Below are 23,797 nucleotides of genomic sequence, written 5' to 3' on the forward strand. Positions count from 1 at the left end.
ACAGCACTCCGCCCGTATCCGCTGTTGGCGGGTACGGGCGGAGGCGGTGAATCAGCGGGTCAGCGTTGGAACTGCACCGGCCCCGCGTTGGCGGCCATCTGCTCCAGCCGTGCGACGCGGTCCTCCATCTTCGGGTGGGTGGAGAAGAGCGCGGCCATGCCGCCACCCCGGAACGGGTTGGCGATCATCAGGTGCGCGGTACTGGTGAGCTGGCCCTGGGCCGGCAGCGGCCGACGTCGGGCCACCGCGTCGATCTTGCGGAGCGCGCTGGCCAGGGCCAGCGGGTCACGGCTCAACTCGGCGCCCGAGGCGTCCGCCTGGAACTCGCGACTCCGGCTGATCGCCAACTGGATCACGGTCGCCGCGATCGGGCCGAGGATCAGGGTGAGTAGCAGCACGGCCGGGTTCGGACGGTCCTCGTCGTCCCCGCCGCCCAGCGGGATGAAGAAGGCGAGGTTCGCCAGCAGGGTGATGATGCTGGCCAGACCGGCCGCAACGCTGGAGATCAGGATGTCCCGGTTGTAGACGTGGGACAGTTCGTGCCCGATCACACCACGCAGCTCGCGGTAGTCGAGGATCTCGGTGATGCCCTGGGTCACGCAGACGGCCGCGTGCTGCGGGTTACGACCCGTGGCGAACGCGTTGGGCTGCGCGGTCGGACTGACGTACAGGCGCGGCATCGGCTGCCGGGCGTCGGTCGCCAACTCCCGCACCATCCGGTACAACTCGGGGAACTGTGCCTCGGTGACCGGTTGCGCGCCCATCGAGCGCAGTGCGAGCTTGTCGGAGTAGAAGTAGGTGACGCCGTTCATGACAAGTGAGATGAGGACGGCGATGACCAGGCCGCCACTGCCACCGAACCCGTAGCCCACCGCGAGGATCAGCGCGGAGAGCAGGCCGAGCAGTGCGGCGGTCTTCAGACGGTTGTGGTGCACGATCTCTCCTTCGGTGCACGGATCGCCGGGATCCGCTGACCGGTGCAACAACCCGGTACCCGCCAACCATCCGTCTCAACGCTGAGAGTTCACTGAGACCGACCTTCGCAGGTCAGCGGCGCGCGACGTCGAGCACCAACTGCGGGGCGAAGCCCAGCACCACGGCGGCCACCGTCGTCACCGCCAGCACCACGGCCACCACACCCACCAGGGGTACGGCGGCAGTGCCGCCGCCATTCGGGGCGGAGCGGAGCGTGGGCGTCCAGAGGGCGGCGGTCACCCGCAGGTAATAAGCCAGCCCGATCACCGCGTTCAGCGCCACCACCAGCGCCAACCACGCCGCCCCACCGTCGAGCAGCGCCCGCACCACTGTCACCTTCGCGAACAGGCCGGCCAGCCCCGGCGGCAGGCCGGCCAGGCCCACCAGCGCGAGACCGAGCGCCGCAGCCCGCCACGGGTGCCGGCGCGCCGCTCCGCGCAGGTCGTCAAGCGTGCCGCCGTCCGCACCGGCCGGCCGCAACGCGGTCACCCCGGCGAACGCGGCCAGCTCCAACACCACGAAGAAGACGGCGTACGCCACCGCGGCGGCGTACGCGGCGGACCGTGCCTCGTCGGTGCGGCCCGCGGCCAGCGCCAACGCCCCCAGCGGGGCGAGGATGTAGCCGGCCTGCGCGACGGATGACCAGGCGAGCAGTCGGACGGTACGCCGCTGGCGCAGCGCGACCAGGTTGCCGACGGTCATGGTGAGCACCGCGAGCACGGCGAGCACCGGGCCAGTCTGCTCCGGTGGGAGTGCCCGCTGCACCACGGCGAGCAGCGCGACGAGGCCACCCAGCTTCGACGCCGTGGACAGGTACGCGGCCACCGGCAGCGGCGCCCCGTCGTAGGTGGCCGGCGCCCAGGCGTGGAACGGCACCGCCGCCACCTTGAACGCCAACCCGACGAGCAGCAACGCCACCGCCGCGGTGGTCAGCGGCAGGTCCCGCAGCTCCGACCGCTCGGCGAGCAGCGCGCCGAGCCGATCCAGGTGCAGCCCGCCGGTCACCGCGTACAGCAGCGCCGCACCGAGCAGCGTGATGGTGGTCGCGACCACGCTGACCACGAAGAAGGTCAGTGCCGCCTCGGCGCTGGCGAGGCTGCCCCGACGTAGGCCGACAAGCACGTACAGCGGCAGGGTCAGCGTCTCCAGGGCCACGATCAACGTGATCAGGTCGCCCGCCGCGCCGAGCACCACGCCACCGGTCATCGAGCAGGCCAGCAGGAAGCAGTACTCCCCCACCGGCGACCGTCCGTCCCGCAGCGCCGGCACGGACAGTCCGAGCACACCCAGGGTGAGCAGCGCCACCACCACGCCGACCAGCGCGGCCCGCCCGCCGAAGATCCAGGAGCAGTCGGCGCCGACACAGAACGTCCGTCGCTCCCCGCCCGCGCCGACCAGTGCGGCGCCGACGGCGGTGCCGAGCGCGCCGAGCGCCGCCACCGCGATGGTGGCCCGAGGCCGGGCCAGGAGCAGGTCGGTGACGAGCACGAGTACGGCGGTGCCGGCGGCCAGGTAGGCCGGCAACAGCGCGACGCTGTCCACGCTCTGCACGCCGGTCATGGTTTGACCACCTCGATCAGGGCGTCGACGGGAGCCTCGGCGACGCCGAGGACCAGCGTCGGGGCCAGGCCGATCGCCAACGCGAGCAGCACCAGCGGCACCCACGCGGTCAGCTCCGCACCGGCCAGGCCGGGGCTGACCCGACCGACGGCGACACTCGGCCGATTGTGGGTGACCTGGCGCAAAAGGCGCAGGAAGTACGCGGCGGTGAGTGCCGCACCGACCGCCGCCAGCACCCCGAGGGTGGTCCAGAGCGGGCCGCCCACCTGGACGGCGGCGATCACCGCGAACGCCTCGCCCCAGAAGCCGGCCAGCCCGGGCAGGCCCAGCGACGCGATCGCCGCGAACGCCAGCAGACCGGCCAGCCGGGGGGCGGTCTCCCGCAGCCCGGACAGCTCGGCGAGGGTGCCCGTGCCGGTACGGTCCTTCACCGCACCGGCCAGGAAGAACAGCAGTCCGGTGATCACCCCGTGCGCGACGTTGCCGATCAACGCCGCCTGGATGCCGACGGTGGTCAGCGTGGCGACGCCCAGCAGCACGAAGCCCATGTGCCCCACGCTGGAGTACGCGATCAGCCGTTTCACGTCGGTCTGGGCCAGACAGACGAGCGAACCGACCAGGATCGCGGCGACGGCCAACACGCCGAGCACCGGCGCCGCCCAGCGCGCGCCCTCCGGCGCCACCCCCACCGCGACCCGGATCAGACCGTAGGTGCCCATCTTCAGCAGCACCCCGGCCAACACGACACTGCCCACCGTGGGGGCCTGGGTGTGCGCGTCGGGCAGCCAGGAGTGCAGCGGCCACAGCGGACTCTTCACCGCGAACGCCACCGCGAACAGGGTGAACGCGGCCAACTGGGTGCCCCTGGACATCCCCGCCCCGCCGGTCAACGCCAGCAGGTCGGCGGTGCCGGTGGCCGCGACCACGACGTAGACGCCGACCAGCAGCAACACCGAGCCGAAGAGCGTGTAGAGCGCGAACTTCCGGGCCGCCCGACGCCGGTCCGCGCCGCCCCAGCCGGCGATGATCGCGTACATCGGCAGCAGGACGACCTCGAAGAAGAGGAAGAACAGCACCAGGTCCAGGGCGAGGAAGGTGCCCAGGATGCCCACCTCGACCACCAACAGCAGCGCGACGAGCGCCCGGCCGCTGCCGCCGTCCGGCACCCGCCACATCGTGTACGCGCAGCAGAGCAGCGTGAGCAGCGCGGTCAACACCACGAGCGGCCAGGAGATGCCGTCGACGCCGAGGTGGAAGCGCAACTCCAGACCGGGCACCCAGGGCAGGTCCAGGTGATGCCACGGGAGCACCGCCGGCTCGTCGCCCGACCAAACCAGCCAGTCCCGACGGCCGAACACCAGCGGCACCGCCGCCAGCAGGGTCAACGCCGCCGCGACAGTCCCGACCAGCCGGGCCGCCCGGTCCCGGGGCGTCGCCGCCACCGCGACCGCGCCCAGCGCCGGCACCGCCAGCACGGCAACCAGCAACACCTGCCCAAGGCTCACTGGACCGCCTTCGATCGCGACTGCGGGGCTCGCAAACCCGGCTCACTCCTCGCGCTCACTGGACCGCCTTCGATCGCGACTGCGGGGCTCGCAAACCCGGCTCACTCCTCGCGCTCACTGGACCGCCTTCGATCGCGACCGCGGGGCTCGCAAACCCGGCTCACTCCTCGCGCTCACTGGACAACTCCGATCAGGGTGGCGGCCAGCCCGATCAGCAGCGCGCCGGCCAGCACGCCGGCGGCGGCCCGGGGCAGCGCCGCCCGGTGCAGCGCGGCCAGCCCCGCGCCCAGACCGGTCGCGGCTCGCCCGCTGCCCTCGACGGCACCGTCCACCACCACCTCGTCACCGGCGCGGGCGACGCGGGCCAGTGCGCGGACCGGGCGTACGACGAGGGTGTGCTGGACGTCGTCGAGCCGGAACGCGCGGGCGAAGACCGGCCGCAGCGGACCCAGCGCGGCCGCCGGGTCGGCGGCCGGGTTCCGACGCCACCCCAGGGTGACCAGCGCCGACCCGACCAGCAGGAACGCGAGCGGAAGCAGCACCTCCGGCCCCACGTGTACCAGGCCGTCCTCGGAGCCCGCCACCGGGACGGTCGGGAACCGGAGCCGATCGGTGAACGCCCCGACGAACCCCACCAGACCGAGCAGCGCGGCCGGCACGGCCAGCAGCAGCACCGGCCAGCGCAGCAACGCGGGTGGGTCGTGCGGCCGGACCAGCGGCAGGCGTGGCGCGCCGAAGAAGGCGCGCAGCAGCAGCCGGCCCGCGTACCAGGCGGTGACGGCGACGCCGACCAGCCCGGCGATCCAGACGATCCAGCCCACCCACGACGGTGCCGGGCCGGTGCCCTCCAGCGCGGCCGACTCGGCCACCGTGAGGACGCCGTCCTTGCTCCAGAAGCCGGCCAGCGGCGGCACCCCCGCCAGCGCGCCCAGGCCCACCACGGTGCACCAGAACGTGACCGGCATGCTGCGCCGCAGCCCGCCCATCTCCGACATCAGGGTGGTGCCCACGGCGTGGATCACCGCGCCCGCGGCGAGGAACAGCAACGCCTTGAACGCGGCGTGGGTGAGCAGGTGGAACAGCGCCGCCGCCGGCGAGCCGACCGCCAGCGCGCCGGTCAGGTAGCCCAGTTGGGACACCGTCGACCAGGCCAGCACCCGCTTGATGTCGTCCTGAGCGGTGGCGGCGAGCGCGCCGAGCAGCAGGGTGATCGCGCCGAGCACCCCCAGCACCGTCAGCGTCACCGGCGCGGCCGTGAACAGCGGGTAGAGCCGGGTCACGGCGTACACCCCGGCGGCGACCATCGTCGCGGCGTGGATCAGCGCGGAGATCGGCGTCGGACCGGCCATCGCGTCCGGCAGCCAGGTGTGCAGCGGGAACTGTGCGCTCTTGCCGGCCACCCCGGCGAGCAGCAGCAGGCCCGCGGCGGTCAACGTCGCGCTGGAGTGGTCGTGGGCGAGCACGTCGGCGATCCGGAAACTGCCCGTCGACACACCCAGCAACGCGATGCCGAGCAGGAACCCGACGTCACCGACCCGGGTCACCAGGAACGCCTTCATGGCGGCGGCGGGGGCGCCGGCCAGTCGGCGGTCGTGGGCGATGAGCAGGTACGAGCAGAGGCCCATCACCTCCCAGCCGACCAACAGCATGATCAGGTCACCGGCGACCACCACCAGCAGCATGGCGCCGGTGAAGATGCTGATCTGCGCGGCGTACGGCGGGTAGCGGTGATCGACGTCGACGTCGTCGTGCGGGCCGCGCCTCAGGTAGCCGATCGAGTAGACCTGCACGGCCAGGGCGACCACGGTGACCGCCACCGCGACAAGCGCGGCGGCGCCATCCAGCCGTACGCCGAGCGTCACCGCCAGCCCGCCGACGTCGACCCAGGTGGTCGACGTCTCCGTCGGCCCGTCGACGGTGAGCAGCAGCGCGACGGCCAGCACCAACGCGCCGGCCGCCCCGGTGACGCCGAGCGCCACGGCCGCCTGTCGGGCCCGGCCGCCGCCTGTCGTGTCGTTGTGGCGCGGGGCCGGCGGCAACAGCAGACCGGCCAGGCCGGCGACCAGCGGTACGGCGGGCAGCAGCGCCCCGAGCAGCCCGGTCACCGGCCCCCCTCCGTGTCCAGGACGGCCGGCTCGCGCCCACCGACGGTCTGCGCCGGCTCGGTCAGCGGCACGTCATCCACGGCGACGGTGGCCCGCAGCCGGTAGAGCTGGAGCACGATCGCCAGCCCCACCCCGATCTCGGCGGCGGCGAGGACGATCACGAACAGCGCGAAGACCTGCCCGGAGTGCGGCAGCACGGCGCGGGCGGTGGTGTCCGCGGTGACCAGGATCAGGTTGACCGCGTTGAGCATCAACTCGACAGACATCAGCACCAGCACCGCGTTGCGCCGGCGCAGGACTCCGTAGACGCCGAGGCCGAACAGCAGCGCGGCGGTGACGTACGGGATGACCGGCCTCACCGGCGCCCCCCGGGCAAGCTGTCGATGAGGTCGGCTGTCCGGCCGTCGCGTTGCGGGTCAGCTCGGCCGATGTCCGGCCGGGACAGCACGATCGCGCCCACCAGGGCGGACAGCAGCAGCACCGAGAGCACCTCGAACGGCAGCACCCAGGACTGGAAGATCTGCTCACCCAGCCGCTCGGCGGTGCCCGCGGCGGGCAGCGCGACGGTGCTCCAGCGGTACGCGTCGACGAGCAGGACGGTCAGCCCCAGCCCGGCGCCGCCACCGATCAGGGCGGCCGGCCAGCCGGGCCGATCCAGGTCGTCGGACGCGCCGATCGGCGCCCGGGTCAGCATCACCGCGAACAGCAGCAGGACCACCACCGCGCCCACGTAGATCAGGACCTGCACCCAGGCCACCAGCTCGGCGCTGAGCACGAGGAAGTCACCGGCCAGCGCGCCCAGGCACACCACCAGGTAGAGCCCGGCCCGGACCAGGTGCTTCGTGGTGACCACCAGCACGCCCGCGCCGACCGCCACCGCGCCGAGGGCGAGCAGCAGCACGTCCGCGCCGGTCACCGGGCGGCCTCTCCGGCTCGGGCGGTCACGTCGCGGGGTCCTGGTCGGCGTCGGGGCGTACCGATGGGGCCGGACGCGCGGCGGCGGCCTTGCGGGCGGCCGCGGTCTCCTCCTTGGCCGGCTCCCCGTTCGGGTCGTGCGCGGGTGGCGCGGGGACCGTGGCCATCCACTGGCCGAGGTGCTCCTTGTCGTGCAGCAGGTCCTTGATGTCGTACTCGGCGTACTCGAACTCGGGTGACCAGTAGAGCGCGTCGAACGGGCAGACCTCGATGCAGATGCCGCAGTACATGCAGAGCGAGAAGTCGATGTCGAACTTGTCGAGCACGTTGCGCTGCCGGGGGCGGGCGGCGCCGGGCACCACCACCTCCTCCTTGTGCGAGTCGATGTAGATGCACCAGTCCGGACACTCCCGGGCACAGAGCATGCAGACCGTGCAGTTCTCCTCCGACAGCGCGATCACGCCACGCGAGCGCGGCGGCAGGTCGGGGGCCACGTCCGGGTACTGCTGGGTGGTCGAGCGGCTGGTCATCGTCTTGAGCGTGACCGCCAGCCCCTTCACCAGGCCCGCGCCGGGCAGGCCGCGCGCGCCGCTGGCGCCGGCCGGGTCGCCGTGCTCGCTGGAGTGGGTCATGTCGACCATCCTGCCCTGTGGCCCCGGCGCGCGCGACCACCACCCACAGGTCGACGACCCTAGGGTGGACGTGGGATGCGCAAACCGGCCGGAGGATCGATGACGACCGAACTGGAAACGTTTCGCACTCCGGAGGGCGGCTGGACCACCGACGATCTCGACAGAATCCCAGACGACAATCGCCGCCGCGAACTGCTCGACGGCATTCTGCTTGTTCCACCGCCTCCGCGAACCACGCACCAGCAGGTCACGGCACGTCTCATGGCGGCGCTCGACGACATGGCGCCAGACGGGTACGACGGCGTCCACGGCGTGGAGGTGCGGCTGAGCGACAGACGGACGTTCGTGCCCGACGGGGTTATCCTCCACGCCGCAGACGACGAAGATCACCGGCACTGGTACGCCCCGCGCGACGTCGTGCTCGCCGTCGAGGTCGTCGGCGAGGGCACCGAGACACTCGACCGGCTGGTGAAGCCGGCGCTGTACGCCCAGGCCGGCATCCCCTTCTACTGGCGGATCGAGACGCAGCGTGGCGCGTTGGAGGTCGTGACCTACCGGATCGACGCGTCGAACGAGGCCTACACCGAGACCGGGCGGTGGACGACGGTCGTCGACACCGGCGAGCCCTTTCCGATCAATCTGCCGATCAGCCGGATCACGCCCCGGGTCCGCTGACGACGGTCGGTGGGAGCATCTCGACGCCGAGCTGTTGCAGCAACTGGAACAACTCGGTGCAGCTCCACACCTCGACGATCCGGCCCGCCGCGTCGAAGCGCAGGAACGTCGCACCGGAGTAGCTGGCCACCTGCCCGGTCGGCGGCACCGGCCCGAACTGCCCGGCGTGCGTGCCGGCGGCCCGCCAGTGCACGGCCACCCGCTCGCCGGCCGCCACCACGTCCACGATCTTGTAGCGCAGGTCCGGGAAGGCCGCCCGCCGCTCCCGGTGCCAGGCCAGCGTCGCCTCCGGCCCGGTGCCGCCCAGCCCCGGGCACTCCTCGGCGATCAACTCGTACGCGGACTCCTCCCGGCGCGCGTTCCACACATCGGCGATGAACCGCCGGGCCGCCGCCTCCACATCCGTCATCCCGGCAGGGTAACCGGGCCGTCCGGCCCCGGAACGGGCCAGGTTGCGCCGCACCGCACGGTGCGGCCGAAGATCCGCGAGGATGGAACGGAGGCGGCGACGAACCGGAGGATGACGTGGGCGAGGAAACAGGCGGGAAGTACGTCGAGCCGGGTGCTGAGTTCACCCGCGACCAGCGGTACATCGCCACTCGGATCACCGAGGACGGGCGCGACGGGTACCCGGTGGAGCCCGGCCGCTATCGGCTGGCGGTCAGCCGGGCCTGCCCGTGGGCCAACCGTCTGATCATCGTGCGCCGGCTGCTCGGCCTGGAGGACGCCATCTCGATGGCGGTGGCCGGGCCGACCCACGACGCCCGGAGCTGGACCTTCGACCTCGACCCGGGCGGCCGGGACCCGGTGCTCGGCATCGAGCGCATCCAGGAGGCGTACTTCAAGCGCTTCCCCGGCTACGAGCGCGGCATCACCGTCCCGGCGATCGTCGACGTGCCGACCGGGCAGGTGGTGACCAACGACTACGCGCAGATGAGTCTCGACCTGTCCACGCAGTGGGCGGCGTACCACCGCGACGGTGCCCCGCAGCTCTACCCCGAGCACCTGCGGGCGCAGATCGACGAGGTCAACGACGTGGTCTTCCGGGACGTCAACAACGGCGTCTACCGGTGCGGGTTCGCCGGCAGCCAGGAGGCGTACGACAAGGCGTACCACCGGCTCTTCGACCGGCTGGACTGGCTGACCGAGCGGCTGACCGACCAGCGTTACCTGGTCGGCGACACCATCACCGAGGCCGACGTGCGGCTGTTCACCACGCTGGTCCGCTTCGACCCGGTGTATCACGGCCACTTCAAGTGCAACAGGCAGAAGCTGAGCGAGATGCCGGTGCTGTGGGCGTACGCGCGGGACCTGTTCCAGACCCCCGGCTTCGGCGACACCATCGACTTCGACCACATCAAGCGGCACTACTACGAGGTGCACCGCGACATCAACCCGACCGGGATCGTGCCGCTCGGCCCCGACCTGTCCAACTGGGTCACCCCACACGGTCGGGAGGCCCTGGGTGGCCGCCCCTTCGGCGACGGCACCCCGCCCCCACCCCCGGCCGAGCCGGTCGACCCGGCCCACACCCCGCTGCGCTGACCGCGCGACCTCCGCACCGGACGCTCCGCGGCGCAACCTGCGGGATGTGCGGCCTGCACGGCGGCCCGCGCGCAGCAAGATCGCGCTCGATCCTGGATCCAGTGGCCTCCCGGACCACCGAGGCCACTACAACAAGGATCGAGCGCGATCATGCGACGTTCTCGCCGCGCGAGGCGCGATCATGCGACGTTCTCACCGCGTGCTGCGCGGTCGCGCGGGGTTCGGTTCTACAGGGCTACGCGGACGGCTGCCGTGAGGACCAACTGGGCCAGGGAGGCGGGCACGAGGACCAGCCAGCAGAGACGCTGGAGCTGGTCCTCACGTAGCCGGGGGTAGGACACCCGCAGCCAGATGATCACGAAGGACACCGCGAAGATCTTGAGCAGCGTCCAGAGCCAGCCCAGCTGATCGTCGGCGAACGGACCCTGCCACCCACCGAGGAACAGCACAGTGGTCAGCGCGGCGATCACCACGATGCCGACGTACTCGGCGAGCAGGAAGAACGCGAAACGCAGACCGGTGTATTCGGTCATGTAGCCGAAGACCAGCTCCGAGTCGGCCACCGGCATGTCGAACGGCGGCCGACGGATCTCGGCCAGCCCGGCGACGAAGAAGACGATCATCGCGGGTGCCTGCCAGAGCAGCCACCACGGCTGCCACGCCTCGACGATGCCCGACAGGCTGAGCGTGCCCGCGGCCATCGCCACCGAAGCGGCGGCCAGCACCAGCGGCAGCTCGTAGCCGAGCAGCTGGGCCGCTCCGCGCAGGCCGCCCAGCAGGCTGTACTTGTTGGCCGACGCCCACGCCGACATCAGCACCGCCACCACGCCGACACCGACCACGGCCAGCACGAAGAACAGGCCGATGTCCAACGGTTGCCCGACCAGGTCGTTCGGGCCGAGCGGGATGACCAGCAGCACCAGCAGGTAGGGCACCAGGGCCACCGCCGGGGCGAGCCGGAACACCGCCCGGTCGGCGTCGCGCGGGGTCACGTCCTCCTTCTGCACGAACTTGACCCCGTCCGCGACCAACTGGGCCCAGCCGTGGAAGCCACCCGCGTACATCGGACCGAGCCGGCCCTGCATGTGCGCCATCACCTTGTGCTCGGCCTGGCCGACAAGCAACGGCAGGGTGAGGAACGCGACGAGCACGCCACCCACCCGCAGCACCAGCTCCACCCAGAGCGGCATCAGGTCGTACCCCCGTCGTCGTCGGTGCGGCCGTCGCGGGCCGGCGGGTCCGCGACCGGCTGGTCGGCTGCGCCGGCCCCGTCAGCGGCCGGGCCGTCGGCGGGCGCGGCAGACCGGGGAGTACGCGCCGGACGGGTCCCCGGCGCGGGCCGCGCCGGACGCTCACCGGCCGGGCGGGCCGGGGTGCCGCCACGCGGTCCCTCTCCCACGCCACCGGCGCCGGCCGGGGTGGGCGTGGTGCCCCACTCGCCCGGCGCGGGTACGCCCGGCGGGCGGATCGGCCGACGTCCACCACCAGCCTCGGACTCGCCCGGCTCCTTCGCGCCCGGCCAGGGCTTGGCCACCCGGGAGGCGAGCACGAACTCCTTGCGCAGCGGATGGCCCTCGAACTCCGGCGGCAGCAGCAGCGGCAGCAGGTCCCCGTGGCCGGCGAAGTCGATGCCGAACATCTCGTGTGTCTCCCGCTCGTGCCAGGCGGCGCCCGGGTAGACGTCGACCACCGAGGCGACGGTGGGCGCGTCGCGCGGCAGCCGGGTACGCAGCAGCACACCGTGCCGCAGCCGCGTCGACCAGAGGTGCGCCACCACGTCGAAGCCGTCGGCCAACTCGTCGACCGCGGAGAGCCAGTCGAAGAAGTCACAGGCCAACGTGTCGTCGTCGCGCGTGGCCCGGACCGCGGTGAGCCAAGTGTCCGGCGGGACGTCCACGGTGGCGCGGGCGAACCGTTGCCCGCCGGAGACCGACGGGGTCGCCGCAACCGGCGCGAGCAGCGCGACCAGCCGAGCGCCGAGGGCTTCGGGAGTCATGTCGCTGATCCTAGTGCCGGTCGGGTCCGCGCCTGGCCGCCGCCGAGGCCTGGTGATCTGCCGGCTTCGGGAGCGGCGCGGCCCTCGGCGGGGAAAGATGAGGTCGTGCGCGCTGTGACTGTGAAACCCGGGGTCGCCAACTCGCTGAGCCTCGTCGAGGATCAGCCGGAGCCGGCTGCCGAGGAGGGCTCTGTCCTGGTCGAGGCGCTGGCGGTGGGGATCTGCGGCACCGACCACGAGATCATCGCCGGGGAGTACGGCGAGGCGCCGCCGGGCGCCGACCGCCTGGTCATCGGGCACGAGTCACTGGGCCGGGTGATCGAGGACTCCAGCGGCACCCTGCAACCCGGCGACCTGGTGGCTGGGATCGTCCGGTATCCCGACCCGGTGCCCTGCTCGAACTGCGCGGTCGGCGAGTGGGACATGTGCCGGAACGGTCAGTACACCGAACACGGCATCAAGGCACTGGCCGGCTTCGCCCGGGACCGCTGGCGGGTCGAACCGCGGTTCGCGGTCGCGCTCGACCCGGCGCTGGCCCAGGTGGGCGTGCTGCTGGAGCCGACAAGTGTGGTGGCGAAGGCCTGGGACCACATCGAGCGGATCGGGCACCGGGCCGAGTGGCAGCCGCAGACGGTCCTGGTGACCGGGGCCGGGCCGATCGGGCTGCTGGCCGCCCTGCTCGGCACCCAGCGTGGGCTGACCGTCCACGTGCTGGACCGGAACACCGACGGGCCGAAGCCGGAGCTGGTCGCCGGGCTCGGCGCCACCTACCACACGGTGTCGGTCAACGACCTGCCCTTGGAGCCGGACGTGGTGATCGAGTGCACCGGCGCTCCCACCGTGGTCCTCGACGTCATGTGCAAGGCGGCCCCCACCGGGATCGTCTGCCTGGCCGGGGTGTCCAGCGGTGGCCGGAGCATCGACTTCGACGCCGGTGCGCTCAACCGGGAGCTGGTGCTGGAGAACAACGTGGTCTTCGGCTCGGTGAACGCCAACCGGCGGCACTGGGACATGGCCGCGCAGGCGCTGGCCCGCGCCGACCAGGTCTGGCTGGAGTCGCTGATCACCCGTCGGGTGCCGGTGAACCGGTACCTCGACGCGTACACCCCCGGGCCGGACGACATCAAGGTGGTGCTGGAGTTCGCGTCCTGAGCGACGCCCCGCCAAATCAGATGCCCGGCAGCCGGCCGTTGCGGAACAGGTCGACGAAGAGCTGGTGGTCCTGCCGGGCACGCACCCCGTACGCGTGGGCGAAGTCCACCAGGTGGGTGACGAAGCCCGACTCGTCGGCGTTCACCGCGGCCACGATCGCCTCCTCGGTGGAATAGTCCACCAGGTCGTGACTGGACTCGTCGTCGGCGACCGAGTGCATCCGGGCCACCGCCCGGCCGAGGTCGACGAGCACCCCGGTCAACTCCTCCGGCTCGTTCACGTCCGACCAGTCCAGGTCCGCGGCGTACGGGGAGACCTCGGCGACGAGCTGGCCGGCCCCGTCCAACTCGGTGAAGCCCAGCCACGGGTCGGCGTGCGCCTGCAACGCCCGTTGGGACTCGGCGGTCCGGTGCCCCTGGTGCTGGAAGTAGCCGCGGACCGACTCGTCGGTGACGTACCGCGCCACGGCCGGCACCTGCGCCTGCTTCATGTAGATGACGACGTCGTTCTCCAGGGCCTGGGTGTGCCCCTCCAACAGCAGGTTGTACGACGGCAGCCCGGCCGACCCGATGCCCACCCCCTTGCGCAGCACCACGTCCTTGATCCGCGCCGCCACCGGCCGGAGCTGCGTCGAGGCGGACGGCAGGGTGCCCAGGTAGTCCTGGAAGGCGGCGCGCACCCGGTCCCGGGTGGCGTCGTCGACCTCGAACACCCCGTCTCCGATGGAGAACCGCCGCTCGTAGTTGTCGATGGTGGTCTGTGTGGCGAGCAGGTCCACGCGGGTGTTGAGCCGGGCCTGCTGGAGCACCCGCCGCAGGACCCCGTCGGCGTTCTCCAGGGTGATCGAGCCGATCGCGTCGTCGCCGCCGGCGGCGATCGCCCGCAGCTCGGTCAGGTACGACCGGGCGAAGCCGGCGACCAGGTCGCCGATCGACGTGTCGGAGAGCGCCTTGCCGTAGCCGAGCAGCGCCACGCTTGCCGCGAGCCGGCGCAGGTCCCAGGTGAACGGCCCGACGTACGCCTCGTCGAAGTCGTTGACGTTGAACACGAGTTGCCCGGAGGCGTTCATGTAGGTGCCGAAGTTCTCCGCGTGCAGGTCACCGTGGATCCACACCCGGCTGGTTCGCTCGTCGAGGAACCGGTCGTCGGCGAAGTCGCCGAGCTGGTCGGCGTAGAACAGCGCGGCACTGCCCCGGTAGAAGGCGAACGGGGACGCGGCCATCTTGCGGAACTTGCGGCGGAAGGCGGCCGGGTCGATCGCCATGGACGCGCCGAACTCCTCGGTGAGCACGTCGACGATGTGGGCGGACCGCTGGTCCACTGAGCTGGTCATGCTGCGCAGGCTAGCCCTGCCCGGCCACCCCGTACGTCGGACGACCGCTTTGCCCTTGCGGCCGACGGATTGAGGCGAGGGGCGACGGGGTATCGCATCGCCGATTCTGGATCAAGGCGAATCGACGGTCGTGCAGGGGCAACCAAACCGTGGGTTCGCTGACGTCTATCTGGTAGCGGGCGTGTTGCGCTCCGGCTGCCATCACGGGAGGACCACATTTTCATGCTCAAGAAGACGGGGACCCTGTTCACAGCGGTACTGCTCGGCCTGACCACGTCGGTCGCCAGCACCGGCCCGGTGGCCGCCGCACCGGCCGACACCGCCGGCGGCACGCTGTCGGTGGGCAAGCTCATCCTCGACCCGACCGAACGGGGCTACCGGGGCAGCGTCCCCCTGACCGTCACCAACACCGGCAGCGAGACCCAGTACTTCTACTACACGCTGCGCGAGCCGGTGCCGGGCGCCTTCCAGCCGGGCACCAGCAACTGCGACAGCTTCGACCAGCGGGTGGAGGACAACCGCCGGGTGTTCAACTGCGCGCTGACCGACGACCTGGCCGAGTTGGCTCCGGGCGAGAGCATCCGGAACGTGGTGGACTTCCAGGTGCTGACCAACCCGCGTACGTACCCGATGAGCATGGCCGGTGGCTGGGTCGAGGTCTACTCGGCCGACGGCGACCTGGTGGCGCGCAAGGCGTTCGGCGCCCGGTTCCGTTCCACCACCGGGTCGCTGGCCCACCCCCGGCCGTACGCGCAGGACACCCGGCCGGACGCCGGCATCGAGTCGGTCGGCCCGGCGACCCTCGACCCGGAGGGCAGCGGCAACCTCTACGTGCCGGTGACCGTCCGGTACCGGGGGGACGCGCCGCACCTCGGGCTGCACGTCAAGGCCAGCCCGCTGCCGGCCGGGTCGCTGATCCAGTACACGGCGCCCTCGGACGGCCCGGTGGGTTCGGACCGCGCCCCGGTGCCCGGGCAGCGGATGATGCCCGGCGAGGTGCGCAGCTTCGGGTTGCTCGTCAGCCCGCCGACCGACCCGGCCGACGCCCGGGACGTCATCACCCTTGAAGTGACGGCCGACTGGTACGAGACGCCGGACGCCGACCCGAGCGACAACACCGCCCAGACCACGCTCGTCGCGGCCGACAACTGATGAGCGCGCGGCCGACCGCCACCCGGACTCGCCCGGCTGGCGGGCGGCCGCCGTCAGGTCGCGGAGGGTGGGCGTACCGGCGGGGCGGTGAGGGAGTCGACGGAGCGCGGGGCGGCGGCCTCGCGGGGCGGGGCGTCCAGCGGGGCGGCCAGCAGATCTCGTTGCGGCACACCGCCGAGGCCGGACTGCTCGGCGGCGATCTTCTCCTGCAGACGCAGGATGCCGTGCAGCAGCGCCTCCGGCCGGGGTGGGCAGCCGGGCACGTAGACGTCGACCGGGATGAGCTGGTCGACGCCCTTGGTCACCGAGTACGAGTCCCAGTAGGGGCCGCCGCAGTTCGAGCAGGCGCCGAACGAGATGACGTACTTCGGCTCGGGCATCTGGTCGTAGAGCCGCTTGATAGCCGGAGCCATCTTGTCGGTCACCGTGCCGGACACCACCATCAGGTCGGCCTGGCGGGGGCCGTGGGCGAACGGGATCACGCCGAGCCGGATGAAGTCGTGCCGACCCATGCTGGTGGCGATGAACTCGATCGCGCAGCAGGCCAGACCGAAGTTGAACACCCAGAGCGAGTAGCGGCGCCCCCAGTTCAACACGAACCGGATCGGCTCACCCAGCACTGCCGGTAACTGCACGACCGCCCCCTTCGTCCCCCACCGGACAGTCAACCACAGCAGCTCCGAGCCTCGTTCGTGGCTTCTCCGGGCCGCGCACGTCAGCCAACGAGGAAGGCCGGAGGGGGAGCCAGCATGACAGCCTGCCGGTCAGGCCCGGCCAGCAGTGCTGGCCGGGCCCGCTACGCAACAGTCGTCAGGCCGGTACGCAGTGCTCAGGCTGCCAGCGTGGAGCCGGGCGCGGTCAACTCCGCGACGCCCGGACCAGGACCGATCTTCCCGGGAGCACCCGGGCCGGGGCCGATGGCGAGGATCACGCCCGGACCAGGACCAATCTCGCCCGGCGCACCCGGGCCGGGGCCGATCGCCGTGACGGCTGCCGCCGCGCCACCCAGGCCGAGGGCGAGCCCGGCCGCCGAAGTCACTCCGCTGATCAGGATCTTCCGCATCGTCATTTTCTCTCCCCGTCTCGTTGGTGCTTGATGACTTGACCGTACGGAAGCGGCGAATGCTATGAAACCCACTTATAGGCATACATATAAATATTGCTGACTGATGTTCGATTCACGAATCTGTGTCATGCGACGCGTCGTCCTGGACACGACAGAAACGCCCGCAACCCGCCGGTGCGCCCGAGTGTGTGACCGGTGCTGGCGAACCACGCCGCCTGCGGCCACCACGGGGAGGACGAGTGCTTGTGACAAGAGGAGTACGGGTGGGCGGACGTCCACCGGACCCGCCGGGCAGCTCCGCGCCGAAGGCTGCCGAGCTGGTCTTCGACGACTTCTACCACGCCCACTTCCGCGCCCTGGTGGTGCAGCTGACCGCGTACACGGGTGACCGTGGGCAGGCGCAGGACCTGGTTCAGGAGGCGTTCTGCCGGGCGTACGCTCGCTGGGACCGGATCGTCGGGTACGAGGACCCCCTGGCCTGGGTACGCAAGGTCGCCTGGAATCTCGGCCACAACCGCTGGCGGCGGCTGCGGACCGCCCAGACGTGGCTGCTGCGGCAGCGGGAGACCTACGCCCCGGAGCCCAGCCCCGACCGGGTGGCCCTCGACACCGCGTTGGCGACGTTACCGCCGAACCAGCGGCGGGCGGTCGTGCTGCACTACCTCGCCGACCTGACGGTCGCGGAGATCGCCGCCCAGGAACAGGTCGCCGAGGGGACGGTCAAGTCCTGGCTGCACCGGGGCCGGGCCACACTCGCCACCCAGCTACGCGACAGCAACGAGGAGGTGCGGGATGTCTGAGCAGGAGGCCCTCGGCCTGGCCGAAGAGTTCACCCGCTACCGCCGTACCGTCCTGGACGAGGTCGAGGTGCCCGGCCCGGCCGCCGTTCGGCGGACGGTACGAGGGCGCGGCCGGCGTCGGGTGGCGACCACCGCTGGCACGGCGCTCACGCTGTTCGGCGGGTCGGCCCTCGGGTACGCGGCGATGAACGGGCCGGACCACCGCCCGGGTCCGGTCGAGCCGACGCCCAGCGTCTCGGCGTCGCCCACGCCGAGCACCTCGGCCAGCTCGACTCCCAGCCCTTCCGCGACAAGCGCCAGCCCGACGACGCCCGTGCCGGACGGCCGGATCAGCCGGGCACAGTTGCTCGCCGCATCGGTGACCCTGCCGGCGTGGCGGCCCGGACGGGGCTGCCCGACGTCGCAGACGCGGATCTCCGCGGACGATCGGGAGGGCGTCAACTGGCTCGTGGCGCTCGACCACGGCGACGTCGACGGGGACGGCGCGGTGGAGACCGTGGCGCTCGTGCAGTGCGTGCTGGGCACCAAGGGGCCGATGCAGGTGGTCGCCTTCGACCGGGACGAGGAAGGGAAGGTGGTCACGCTCGGCCGGGTGGTCGCCACCACCATCGACAAGCCGCAGTGGCTGTTCGCGCTCGACGTGGTGGACGACGGCACGGTCCGCGTACAGGTCGGTGACATCGCGCCCGGGGGCGGCTGGAACGGCGAGTGGTCACAACGGCAGTGGCGGGGCTACCGCTGGAAGGGTGATGCCTTCGCCCAGGTGTCCGGGCCGACGAGCTTCGGCCCGAACCGGCACGACGTCAACCTTGTCGTCAGCGCCACGGACCTGGTGCTGGCCGACGCGCCGGACGGCTCTCGGGTCGGCACGGTGACCGTGCGCATCCGCAACACGACCGGACTGGCCGCCCACATGGCCCTGCGGCTCGGCCTGCCGGCGGCGGTCCGCCCGGATCGCCTTGGCTGGGCGGACTGCCGCAACGACGCGGAGACGACCCGGGAGCCGGTGACCTGCGACCTCGACGGGCTCGACGGCGGCAAGGACGTTCTGCTGACGCTGGGGTTCCGGGTCGCGGCGGGCACCACGGTCGGTACGGGCAAGGCAGACGTGAACGTGCGGCCGATGGACGCGAACTTCGACGTCGTGGAGGAGGTCTACGAACCGGACAACACAGTCGAAATCACCTACCGTTAAGCCGGTCCGGCACGGTCCGATCCGCCGTCGTCCGACGTGCGGACCGGACCGTGCGGTGTCACCAGGTGGGACGTCGCAGCAGGCCGACGAACTCGACGAGTAGGCGCTCGCGCACGGCCGGCGGGCGGCGTCCAGCAGCGGACAGCGAATCACAGTCGACGTCCGCGGGCTGGCGGTGGGAGCAGTCGGCCAGGTCATCAAATGTTCACCGAACTTCTCGGAAGACGCCGAAACCCGAGTGCGCTTCCCGGCGTGTGAGCGACGTCGCCCCCGGACCCCGAGGGTGGGTGACAGGAGACGGGGAGGATCAGGTGACGGTGAGCGTCGAATCGAGGCTTGGCAAGCCTCCACCAGAGGAAGTGATCCGGCTGGCCGGCAGGGCTTCGGCCGACGCCGTCGACTTCGACCGGCTCTACCATGCCCACTTCCGCTCGCTGACCATTCAGCTCGCTGCCTACTTCGGCGACTTCAGCCAGGCGCAGGACCTGGTCCAGGAGGCGTTCTGCCGGGCCTTCGCGCGGTGGGGGAAGGTTTCCCGCTATGACGACCCGGTGGCCTGGGTGCGGCGGGTCGCCTGGAATCTGGCCACCAGCCGCTGGCGTCGGCTGCGGACCGCCCAGTCCTACCTGCGGCGTCAACGTGAGGAGCAGGTGCCCGGCCCCAACCCCGACCGGGTGGTGTTGACGCGGGCGCTCGCGGCGCTGCCGCCGAACCACCGACGCGTCGTGGTGCTGCATCACCTCGCGGACCTCTCCGTCACCGAGATAGCCCAGCAGGAGGACGTGCCCGAGGGCACGGTCAAGACCTGGTTGCACCGGGGTCGAGCCGCGCTGGCGGCACAGTTGGCTCCCCAGAACGAGGTGACCGACCATGCCTGAGTTCGACAGCGCCCGACTCGACGCGGAGTTCTCCGCGTACCGGCAGGCAATGCTCCCGACGATCGCGCCGGGCGGCCCGACTGCGGTCCGCCGTACCGTCCGCCGCAGGCGCCGGCGCGCGGCGGTGGCGGTGGCCGCGGCGCTGGTGGTGGCCGTGGCCGTGCCAGTGGCCGGTCAGGCGGGGCTCCGCCGGCACCCGGCGCCAACGGCGACGGCGCCACCGTCCGATTCCCCGTCGCCCTCGCCGTCGCCGTCGGTCTCCTCCGCACCGCCGGTGCCGGACGGCAGAATCGAGCGGACCGAGCTGCTCGCCGCCAACGTCGACCTGCCCGCCTGGGGCGGCCTGCCTGACCGCCCGGACGGTAAGGCGTGTGCGTCTCGTGGGATCCGGCTCAGCGGCGACCCGGTGAGCGATGACCCCAATCTGCTGGTCGAGATGGGCTACGGAGACGTGGATCGCGACGGGGCGACGGAGACCGTCGTCCTGGTGCGCTGCCTGCTCGGCTCCCGAGGGCCGGCGCAGGTGGTCGCCTTCGATCGGGACACGGCCGGCCGGATCGTCACACTGGGCCGGGTGGCCGCCACCGCCGACCCGACTCCGGAATGGCTGATCGGGCTCGAGGTGCGGGCCGACGGCGTAACCCGGGTGGCGATGGCCGACCGGGCGCCGGGGCCCGGTTGGCCTCTCGAGCAGTCGCAGCGCCAGTGGCGCGGGTACCAGTGGGACGGGAGCCGGTTCCGGCAGACCGAGGGGCCCTCCGGCTTCGGTCCCAACCCGCACGCCGCCGACCTGTCGGTCAGCTCGTCGAACCTGGCTCTCGCCCGGGAGCCCGGCGACAGCTTCGCGGGCACGATCGAGGTCCGGGTACGCAATGCCAGCGCGGGCGAGGTGGCCGAGGCGGTGCTGTCGTTCGACCTGCCGTGGCAGTTACGGCCGGTCGGGGATGGCTGGAACCGGTGTCGCGAGAACATGGCCGACGCGCGGGTGCCGTACCGGTGCACCCTGGGCCGGCTGGCACCGCACGCGGACATCCGGCTCACCCTCGGACTGAAGCGTGCACAGGGCACACCGTTGGCCTCGGGCAAGGCGACCATCGAACTCTTCGGCAGCGGCGCCGACGGGACCGCGCTGCTGGAACGCGAACGGGACGACAACCTCGCCACCTTCACCCACTACTACCGCTGATCGACAGCGGCGTGCGGTCCCGGCCGGTCATCCGGCCGGGACCGGACTGCGGCCCGACCTCACCGAGAAGGACAACCGGGTGCAACTGCCCGGGGTCTCTGAACAACTGGGCGTTCGGTGCCCCACCCGCAGGGGGTGGGTCACCGCCGTTCAGTCGTCCGAACCCCAGCTGGGACGTTGCAGCAGCCCGACGAACTCGACGAGCAGCCGCTCCCGCAGCGCCGGCGGGGCGGCGTCCAGCAGCGTGTTCACCACCGCCATCCGGTCCGTCGGCGCGTCGCCACCACCCAGCCCGAGCCCGCCGGCGAGCCCGGCGACCAGTTCGGGGGTGAGCGCGTCCGGCGTCAGCGACGTCGCCAACGCCACCAGCTCGGGCGGGAGGGCCACCGGACCGGCCGCGCGCGCGGCGGCCACCGCGGCGACCAGGTCCGGCCCGAACTCGGCCACCCGGGGCGCCACCGAGGCGGTCACCGTGAGGTGCACGCTGGCCGGGAGCCCGGCGTACGACAGTTGGGGTTGGGTGTGCCAGCCGCGCGCGGTCAGCTCGTCGACGAGCACGAACAGGTCGGGGCCACCCTCGGTGGCGGTGAAGCAGACCACCGTGGACTCGGGTTCGGCCATCAGCCGCAGTCCGTCGACCGCCCGGACCGCGTCGGCCAGGCCGGTGACCGCGTCGCGGGTGGCTTCGGCCAGCCGCAGGTAGCCGTCGTCGCCGAGGTGCCGCAGCGTCGCGTACGCGGCGGCGATCGGCCCGCCGGAACGGGTGGACGCGATCACCGGGTTGATCATCGTGTAGCCGGGCCAGTCCGCGTACGCGAAGTACTGCGGGGCACGCAGTTGGGCGTCGCGGTGCAGCAGCACCGACACGCCCTTCGGCGCGTACGCGTACTTGTGCAGGTCCACCGAGATGCTGGTGACCCCGGGGACCTCGAAGTCGAACGCCGGCACCGGCTCGCCGAGGCGGCGCAGGTAGGGCAGGGTCCAGCCGCCGAAGCAGGCGTCCACGTGGCAGCGCACCCCGGCGGCGGCCGCCGCGGCGGCGATCTCGGCGACCGGGTCCACCACGCCGTGCGCGTACGACGGCGCGGAGCAGGCGACAAGCACCGTCTCCGGGCGGATCGCGGCGGCCATCGCGCTCGGATCGGGACGCAGCGTGTCCGGGGACACCGGCACGACGTCCAGCGCCACCCGCAGGTAGTGCGCCGCCTTGGCGAACGCGGCGTGCGCGGTCGACGGCACCACGATCCGGGGCGCGTCGATCTCCGGGTGCGCGTCCCGGGCCGTCTTGACGGCGAGGATCAGCGACTCGGTGCCGCCGCTGGTGACGCTGCCGACGACGTCCGGGGCGGTGGTGCCCGGACCGGCGCCGAGCACCCGGCCAGCGGCGCCGACCAGGGCGTTCTCCATGGCCAGCAGCGAGGGGAAGGCGGTTGGGTCCAGCCCGTTGACGTGTGCGCTCTCGCGGTGCGCGGCGGCAGCCAGCTCGTCCAGCCCCGGCACCGCCGGGTCGTAGACGTACGCGAACAGTTGCCCCCCGTGGGTCGGCCGGTCGCCGGCGCGCAACTGGCGCACCTCGGAGAGCACGACGTCAGCGGCAATCCCGGGAGGCAAGGCCCTACTCTCGTCGATCATGGAGTCATGGTGCCCTTCTCGTGACGGTCAACGGCTTTCGTCCCCCACCACAACTCCATGATCGACCCGTCCGGCGCGGGTGGCGGCGGCTAGCGCGGCGGGGGTCAGGGTGTAGCGGCGCAGGAGGAGGACGGGCGGAGCCACCAGCAGGGCCGGGATGATCGTGAAGCCGAGCAGCACGCCCAGTCTGGCCGTGTCGGACTGGGCCGCCGCCGAGCCGGTGTCGGAGGAGACGTAGCCGCCGAGCTGGAGCACCAGCCCGTAGATGCCCGGGCCGAGCGCCAGGCCGAAGGTCTCCCCGGCGGTCCACAGGCCGGTGAAGACACCCGCCTGCCGTCGGCCGGTGCGCGCCGTGTCGTACGCGATGCAGTCCGGCAGCATCGCCAACGCGAAGACCTGCTGTCCGGCGTACCCCACACCGATGACCGCGACCATCAGGTAGACCGCGACCGGCGGCAGCACCGGCGCGGCGACCAGGGCCAGCGCCCCGGCGGCGAGGATCAGCGAGCCGACGACCAGGGCGGTCCGCTTGCCGAGCCGGGCACCGACCCGGGTCCAGAGTGGCATCACCAACAGCGCCGGCCCGACGAAGCAGACGAAGAGCAGGGTTGGCCCGCTCTGCTCGTCGCGCAGGATCTGCGCCGCGAAGTAGTTGACCCCGGCCAGGATCGTCGCCACCCCGGCGGACTGCACCACGAAGCAGATCAGCAGCGCCCGGAACGGGCGGTTGGCCCCGGCCACGGCGAGCTGGGCGCGCAGCGTGGGCTCGCTGCCGCCCACCGCGCCGGTCGGCGCGGACCGGGTGCCGAAGAACGCGCCGAGGGCACCGAGGGCGATCAGCACCGCCACGAACAGGCCCATCCACCGGTGCCCGGCCACACCGTCCCCGCCGGCGGTCACCACCAGCGGAGCGATCGCGCCGGAGACCAGGATGGCCAGCGCCAGCACGGCGATCCGCCAGGTCATCAACCTGGTGCGCTCGGCGTAGTCGTCGGTCAGCTCCGCCGGCATCGCCACGTACGGCACCTGGAAGAAGGCGAACGCGGTGGCGGTGAGCAGGAAGGCGAACGCCACGTACGCGGCGGCGGCCGAGCCGTTGCCGAACGGCGCGGCGAAGATCGACGCGAACAGCACGGCGAGCGCGAGGCCGCCGACGAGCAGGTACGGCCGGCGGGCGCCCCAGGGCGACCGGGTGCGGTCGGAGATCCGACCGGCGACCGGGTTGACCAGCACGTCCCACGCCTTCGGCAGCAGCACCAGCAGAGCGGCCAGCCCGGCGGCCACACCGAGCGTGTCGGTCAGGTACGGCAGCAGCAGCAGACCGGGCACGGTGCCGAACGCACCGGTGGCCAGGGAGCCGAGCGCATAGCCGGCGTGCACCCGTCGAGGCAGCGAGCCGGCGCCCGGCGGCGTTTTCATGGGGCCGAATATTACTCACGTTGCGGTGGCGGACACATCCCCTCCTGCGGTCATGAACTGCCGGCCCGTCGCCGGC

23 protein-coding genes are annotated in these 23,797 nt (G+C 72.2%); 8 read left to right on the plus strand and 15 right to left on the minus strand.

All coding sequences use genetic code 11. From position 1 onward, the window contains the following. Positions 1-59: 59 nt before the first annotated feature. The 7 genes from htpX to AB0A90_RS27715 all read right to left on the minus strand — a co-directional run bounded on the left by htpX (position 60) and on the right by AB0A90_RS27715 (position 7,701). Positions 60-935: a zinc metalloprotease HtpX gene (htpX, locus tag AB0A90_RS27685; protein WP_357253621.1), complete on the minus strand. Its 876-nt coding sequence runs from the start codon at positions 933-935 to the stop codon at positions 60-62. 112 nt (positions 936-1,047) lie between these two features. Continuing rightward, complete coding sequence (locus AB0A90_RS27690) at positions 1,048-2,535, minus strand: NADH-quinone oxidoreductase subunit N (RefSeq protein WP_357253623.1); 1,488 nt, start codon at positions 2,533-2,535, stop codon at positions 1,048-1,050. After that, entirely contained in the window at positions 2,532-4,040 is a 1,509-nt protein-coding gene (locus tag AB0A90_RS27695; protein ID WP_357253625.1) for an NADH-quinone oxidoreductase subunit M, read from the minus strand. Before AB0A90_RS27695 ends, AB0A90_RS27690 begins: the two co-directional genes overlap by 4 nt. Positions 4,041-4,213: 173 nt before the next feature. Then, positions 4,214-6,145 carry an NADH-quinone oxidoreductase subunit L gene (locus AB0A90_RS27700; RefSeq protein WP_357253627.1) on the minus strand — a complete coding sequence of 644 codons (1,932 nt, stop codon included), beginning with the start codon at positions 6,143-6,145 and terminating at the stop codon, positions 4,214-4,216. Beyond that, positions 6,142-6,504, minus strand: coding sequence for an NADH-quinone oxidoreductase subunit NuoK (nuoK, locus tag AB0A90_RS27705; protein WP_357253629.1), 363 nt, complete (start codon positions 6,502-6,504; stop codon positions 6,142-6,144). The genes AB0A90_RS27700 and nuoK overlap by 4 nt, the downstream gene beginning before the upstream one ends. Beyond that, positions 6,501-7,061 (minus strand): NADH-quinone oxidoreductase subunit J, encoded by a 561-nt coding sequence (locus AB0A90_RS27710; protein WP_357253631.1) that lies wholly within the window; start codon positions 7,059-7,061, stop codon positions 6,501-6,503. Before AB0A90_RS27710 ends, nuoK begins: the two co-directional genes overlap by 4 nt. A 25-nt stretch (positions 7,062-7,086) precedes the next feature. After that, a complete protein-coding gene (locus AB0A90_RS27715) occupies positions 7,087-7,701 on the minus strand; it encodes an NADH-quinone oxidoreductase subunit I (RefSeq protein ID WP_357253633.1) in 615 nt (204 codons plus the stop codon). A 66-nt stretch (positions 7,702-7,767) separates the two neighbouring features. Between AB0A90_RS27715 and AB0A90_RS27720 the strand changes: the two genes are divergently transcribed. After that, positions 7,768-8,367 (plus strand): Uma2 family endonuclease, encoded by a 600-nt coding sequence (locus AB0A90_RS27720; RefSeq protein ID WP_357253635.1) that lies wholly within the window; start codon positions 7,768-7,770, stop codon positions 8,365-8,367. Here the strand turns inward: AB0A90_RS27720 and AB0A90_RS27725 are convergent. Continuing rightward, positions 8,348-8,776, minus strand: coding sequence for an ester cyclase (locus AB0A90_RS27725; protein ID WP_357253637.1), 429 nt, complete (start codon positions 8,774-8,776; stop codon positions 8,348-8,350). The genes AB0A90_RS27720 and AB0A90_RS27725 overlap by 20 nt on opposite strands. Before the next feature lie 116 nt (positions 8,777-8,892). On the opposite strand from AB0A90_RS27725, the gene AB0A90_RS27730 reads away from it, so the two are divergent. After that, positions 8,893-9,912 carry a glutathione S-transferase C-terminal domain-containing protein gene (locus AB0A90_RS27730; protein WP_357253639.1) on the plus strand — a complete coding sequence of 340 codons (1,020 nt, stop codon included), beginning with the start codon at positions 8,893-8,895 and terminating at the stop codon, positions 9,910-9,912. A 227-nt stretch (positions 9,913-10,139) separates the two neighbouring features. Here the strand turns inward: AB0A90_RS27730 and AB0A90_RS27735 are convergent, their stop codons facing one another. Both AB0A90_RS27735 and AB0A90_RS27740 read right to left on the minus strand, forming a co-directional pair. Beyond that, positions 10,140-11,102 carry a complex I subunit 1 family protein gene (locus AB0A90_RS27735; RefSeq protein WP_357253641.1) on the minus strand — a complete coding sequence of 321 codons (963 nt, stop codon included), beginning with the start codon at positions 11,100-11,102 and terminating at the stop codon, positions 10,140-10,142. Then, entirely contained in the window at positions 11,102-11,908 is an 807-nt protein-coding gene (locus AB0A90_RS27740) for an NADH-quinone oxidoreductase subunit C (protein WP_357253643.1), read from the minus strand. Before AB0A90_RS27740 ends, AB0A90_RS27735 begins: the two co-directional genes overlap by 1 nt. Before the next feature lie 105 nt (positions 11,909-12,013). Here AB0A90_RS27740 and AB0A90_RS27745 point away from each other — a divergent pair, with 105 nt between their 5' ends. After that, complete coding sequence (locus AB0A90_RS27745) at positions 12,014-13,060, plus strand: glucose 1-dehydrogenase (protein ID WP_357253645.1); 1,047 nt, start codon at positions 12,014-12,016, stop codon at positions 13,058-13,060. Positions 13,061-13,076: 16 nt separating this feature from the next. Here the strand turns inward: AB0A90_RS27745 and AB0A90_RS27750 are convergent, their stop codons facing one another. Next, positions 13,077-14,393, minus strand: a complete 1,317-nt coding sequence (locus AB0A90_RS27750; RefSeq protein WP_357253647.1) for a DUF2252 domain-containing protein — start codon at positions 14,391-14,393, stop codon at positions 13,077-13,079. A gap of 222 nt (positions 14,394-14,615) precedes the next feature. Here AB0A90_RS27750 and AB0A90_RS27755 point away from each other — a divergent pair, with 222 nt between their 5' ends. Then, on the plus strand, positions 14,616-15,545 hold the full coding sequence (locus AB0A90_RS27755; protein ID WP_357253649.1) for a hypothetical protein: 930 nt from the start codon (positions 14,616-14,618) through the stop codon (positions 15,543-15,545). A 53-nt stretch (positions 15,546-15,598) separates the two neighbouring features. On the opposite strand, the gene AB0A90_RS27760 is transcribed toward AB0A90_RS27755, so the two are convergent. Then, on the minus strand, positions 15,599-16,180 hold the full coding sequence (locus AB0A90_RS27760) for an NADH-quinone oxidoreductase subunit B family protein (RefSeq protein ID WP_357253651.1): 582 nt from the start codon (positions 16,178-16,180) through the stop codon (positions 15,599-15,601). 194 nt (positions 16,181-16,374) lie between these two features. Next, positions 16,375-16,614: a hypothetical protein gene (locus AB0A90_RS27765; protein WP_357253653.1), complete on the minus strand. Its 240-nt coding sequence runs from the start codon at positions 16,612-16,614 to the stop codon at positions 16,375-16,377. Positions 16,615-16,874: 260 nt separating this feature from the next. Here AB0A90_RS27765 and AB0A90_RS27770 point away from each other — a divergent pair, with 260 nt between their 5' ends. From AB0A90_RS27770 to AB0A90_RS27785, 4 genes are all read left to right on the plus strand, one after another. Next, positions 16,875-17,411, plus strand: a complete 537-nt coding sequence (locus AB0A90_RS27770) for a SigE family RNA polymerase sigma factor (protein WP_357253655.1) — start codon at positions 16,875-16,877, stop codon at positions 17,409-17,411. Next, the gene (locus AB0A90_RS27775) at positions 17,404-18,606 is read left to right on the plus strand and encodes a hypothetical protein (RefSeq protein WP_357253657.1); all 1,203 of its coding nucleotides are present in this window, start codon (positions 17,404-17,406) and stop codon (positions 18,604-18,606) included. The genes AB0A90_RS27770 and AB0A90_RS27775 overlap by 8 nt, the downstream gene beginning before the upstream one ends. A 311-nt stretch (positions 18,607-18,917) precedes the next feature. Then, on the plus strand, positions 18,918-19,484 hold the full coding sequence (locus AB0A90_RS27780) for a SigE family RNA polymerase sigma factor (protein WP_357253659.1): 567 nt from the start codon (positions 18,918-18,920) through the stop codon (positions 19,482-19,484). Continuing rightward, entirely contained in the window at positions 19,477-20,670 is a 1,194-nt protein-coding gene (locus tag AB0A90_RS27785) for a hypothetical protein (RefSeq protein WP_357253662.1), read from the plus strand. Before AB0A90_RS27780 ends, AB0A90_RS27785 begins: the two co-directional genes overlap by 8 nt. 150 nt (positions 20,671-20,820) lie before the next feature. On the opposite strand, the gene AB0A90_RS27790 is transcribed toward AB0A90_RS27785, so the two are convergent. After that, positions 20,821-22,302 carry an aminotransferase class V-fold PLP-dependent enzyme gene (locus tag AB0A90_RS27790; protein ID WP_357253664.1) on the minus strand — a complete coding sequence of 494 codons (1,482 nt, stop codon included), beginning with the start codon at positions 22,300-22,302 and terminating at the stop codon, positions 20,821-20,823. Between the two features lie 27 nt (positions 22,303-22,329). Further along, a complete protein-coding gene (locus tag AB0A90_RS27795) occupies positions 22,330-23,721 on the minus strand; it encodes an MFS transporter (RefSeq protein ID WP_357253665.1) in 1,392 nt (463 codons plus the stop codon). Positions 23,722-23,797: the final 76 nt, after the last annotated feature.

The organism is Micromonospora sp. NPDC049204 (assembly GCF_040647935.1).
Lineage (GTDB): Bacteria > Actinomycetota > Actinomycetes > Mycobacteriales > Micromonosporaceae > Micromonospora.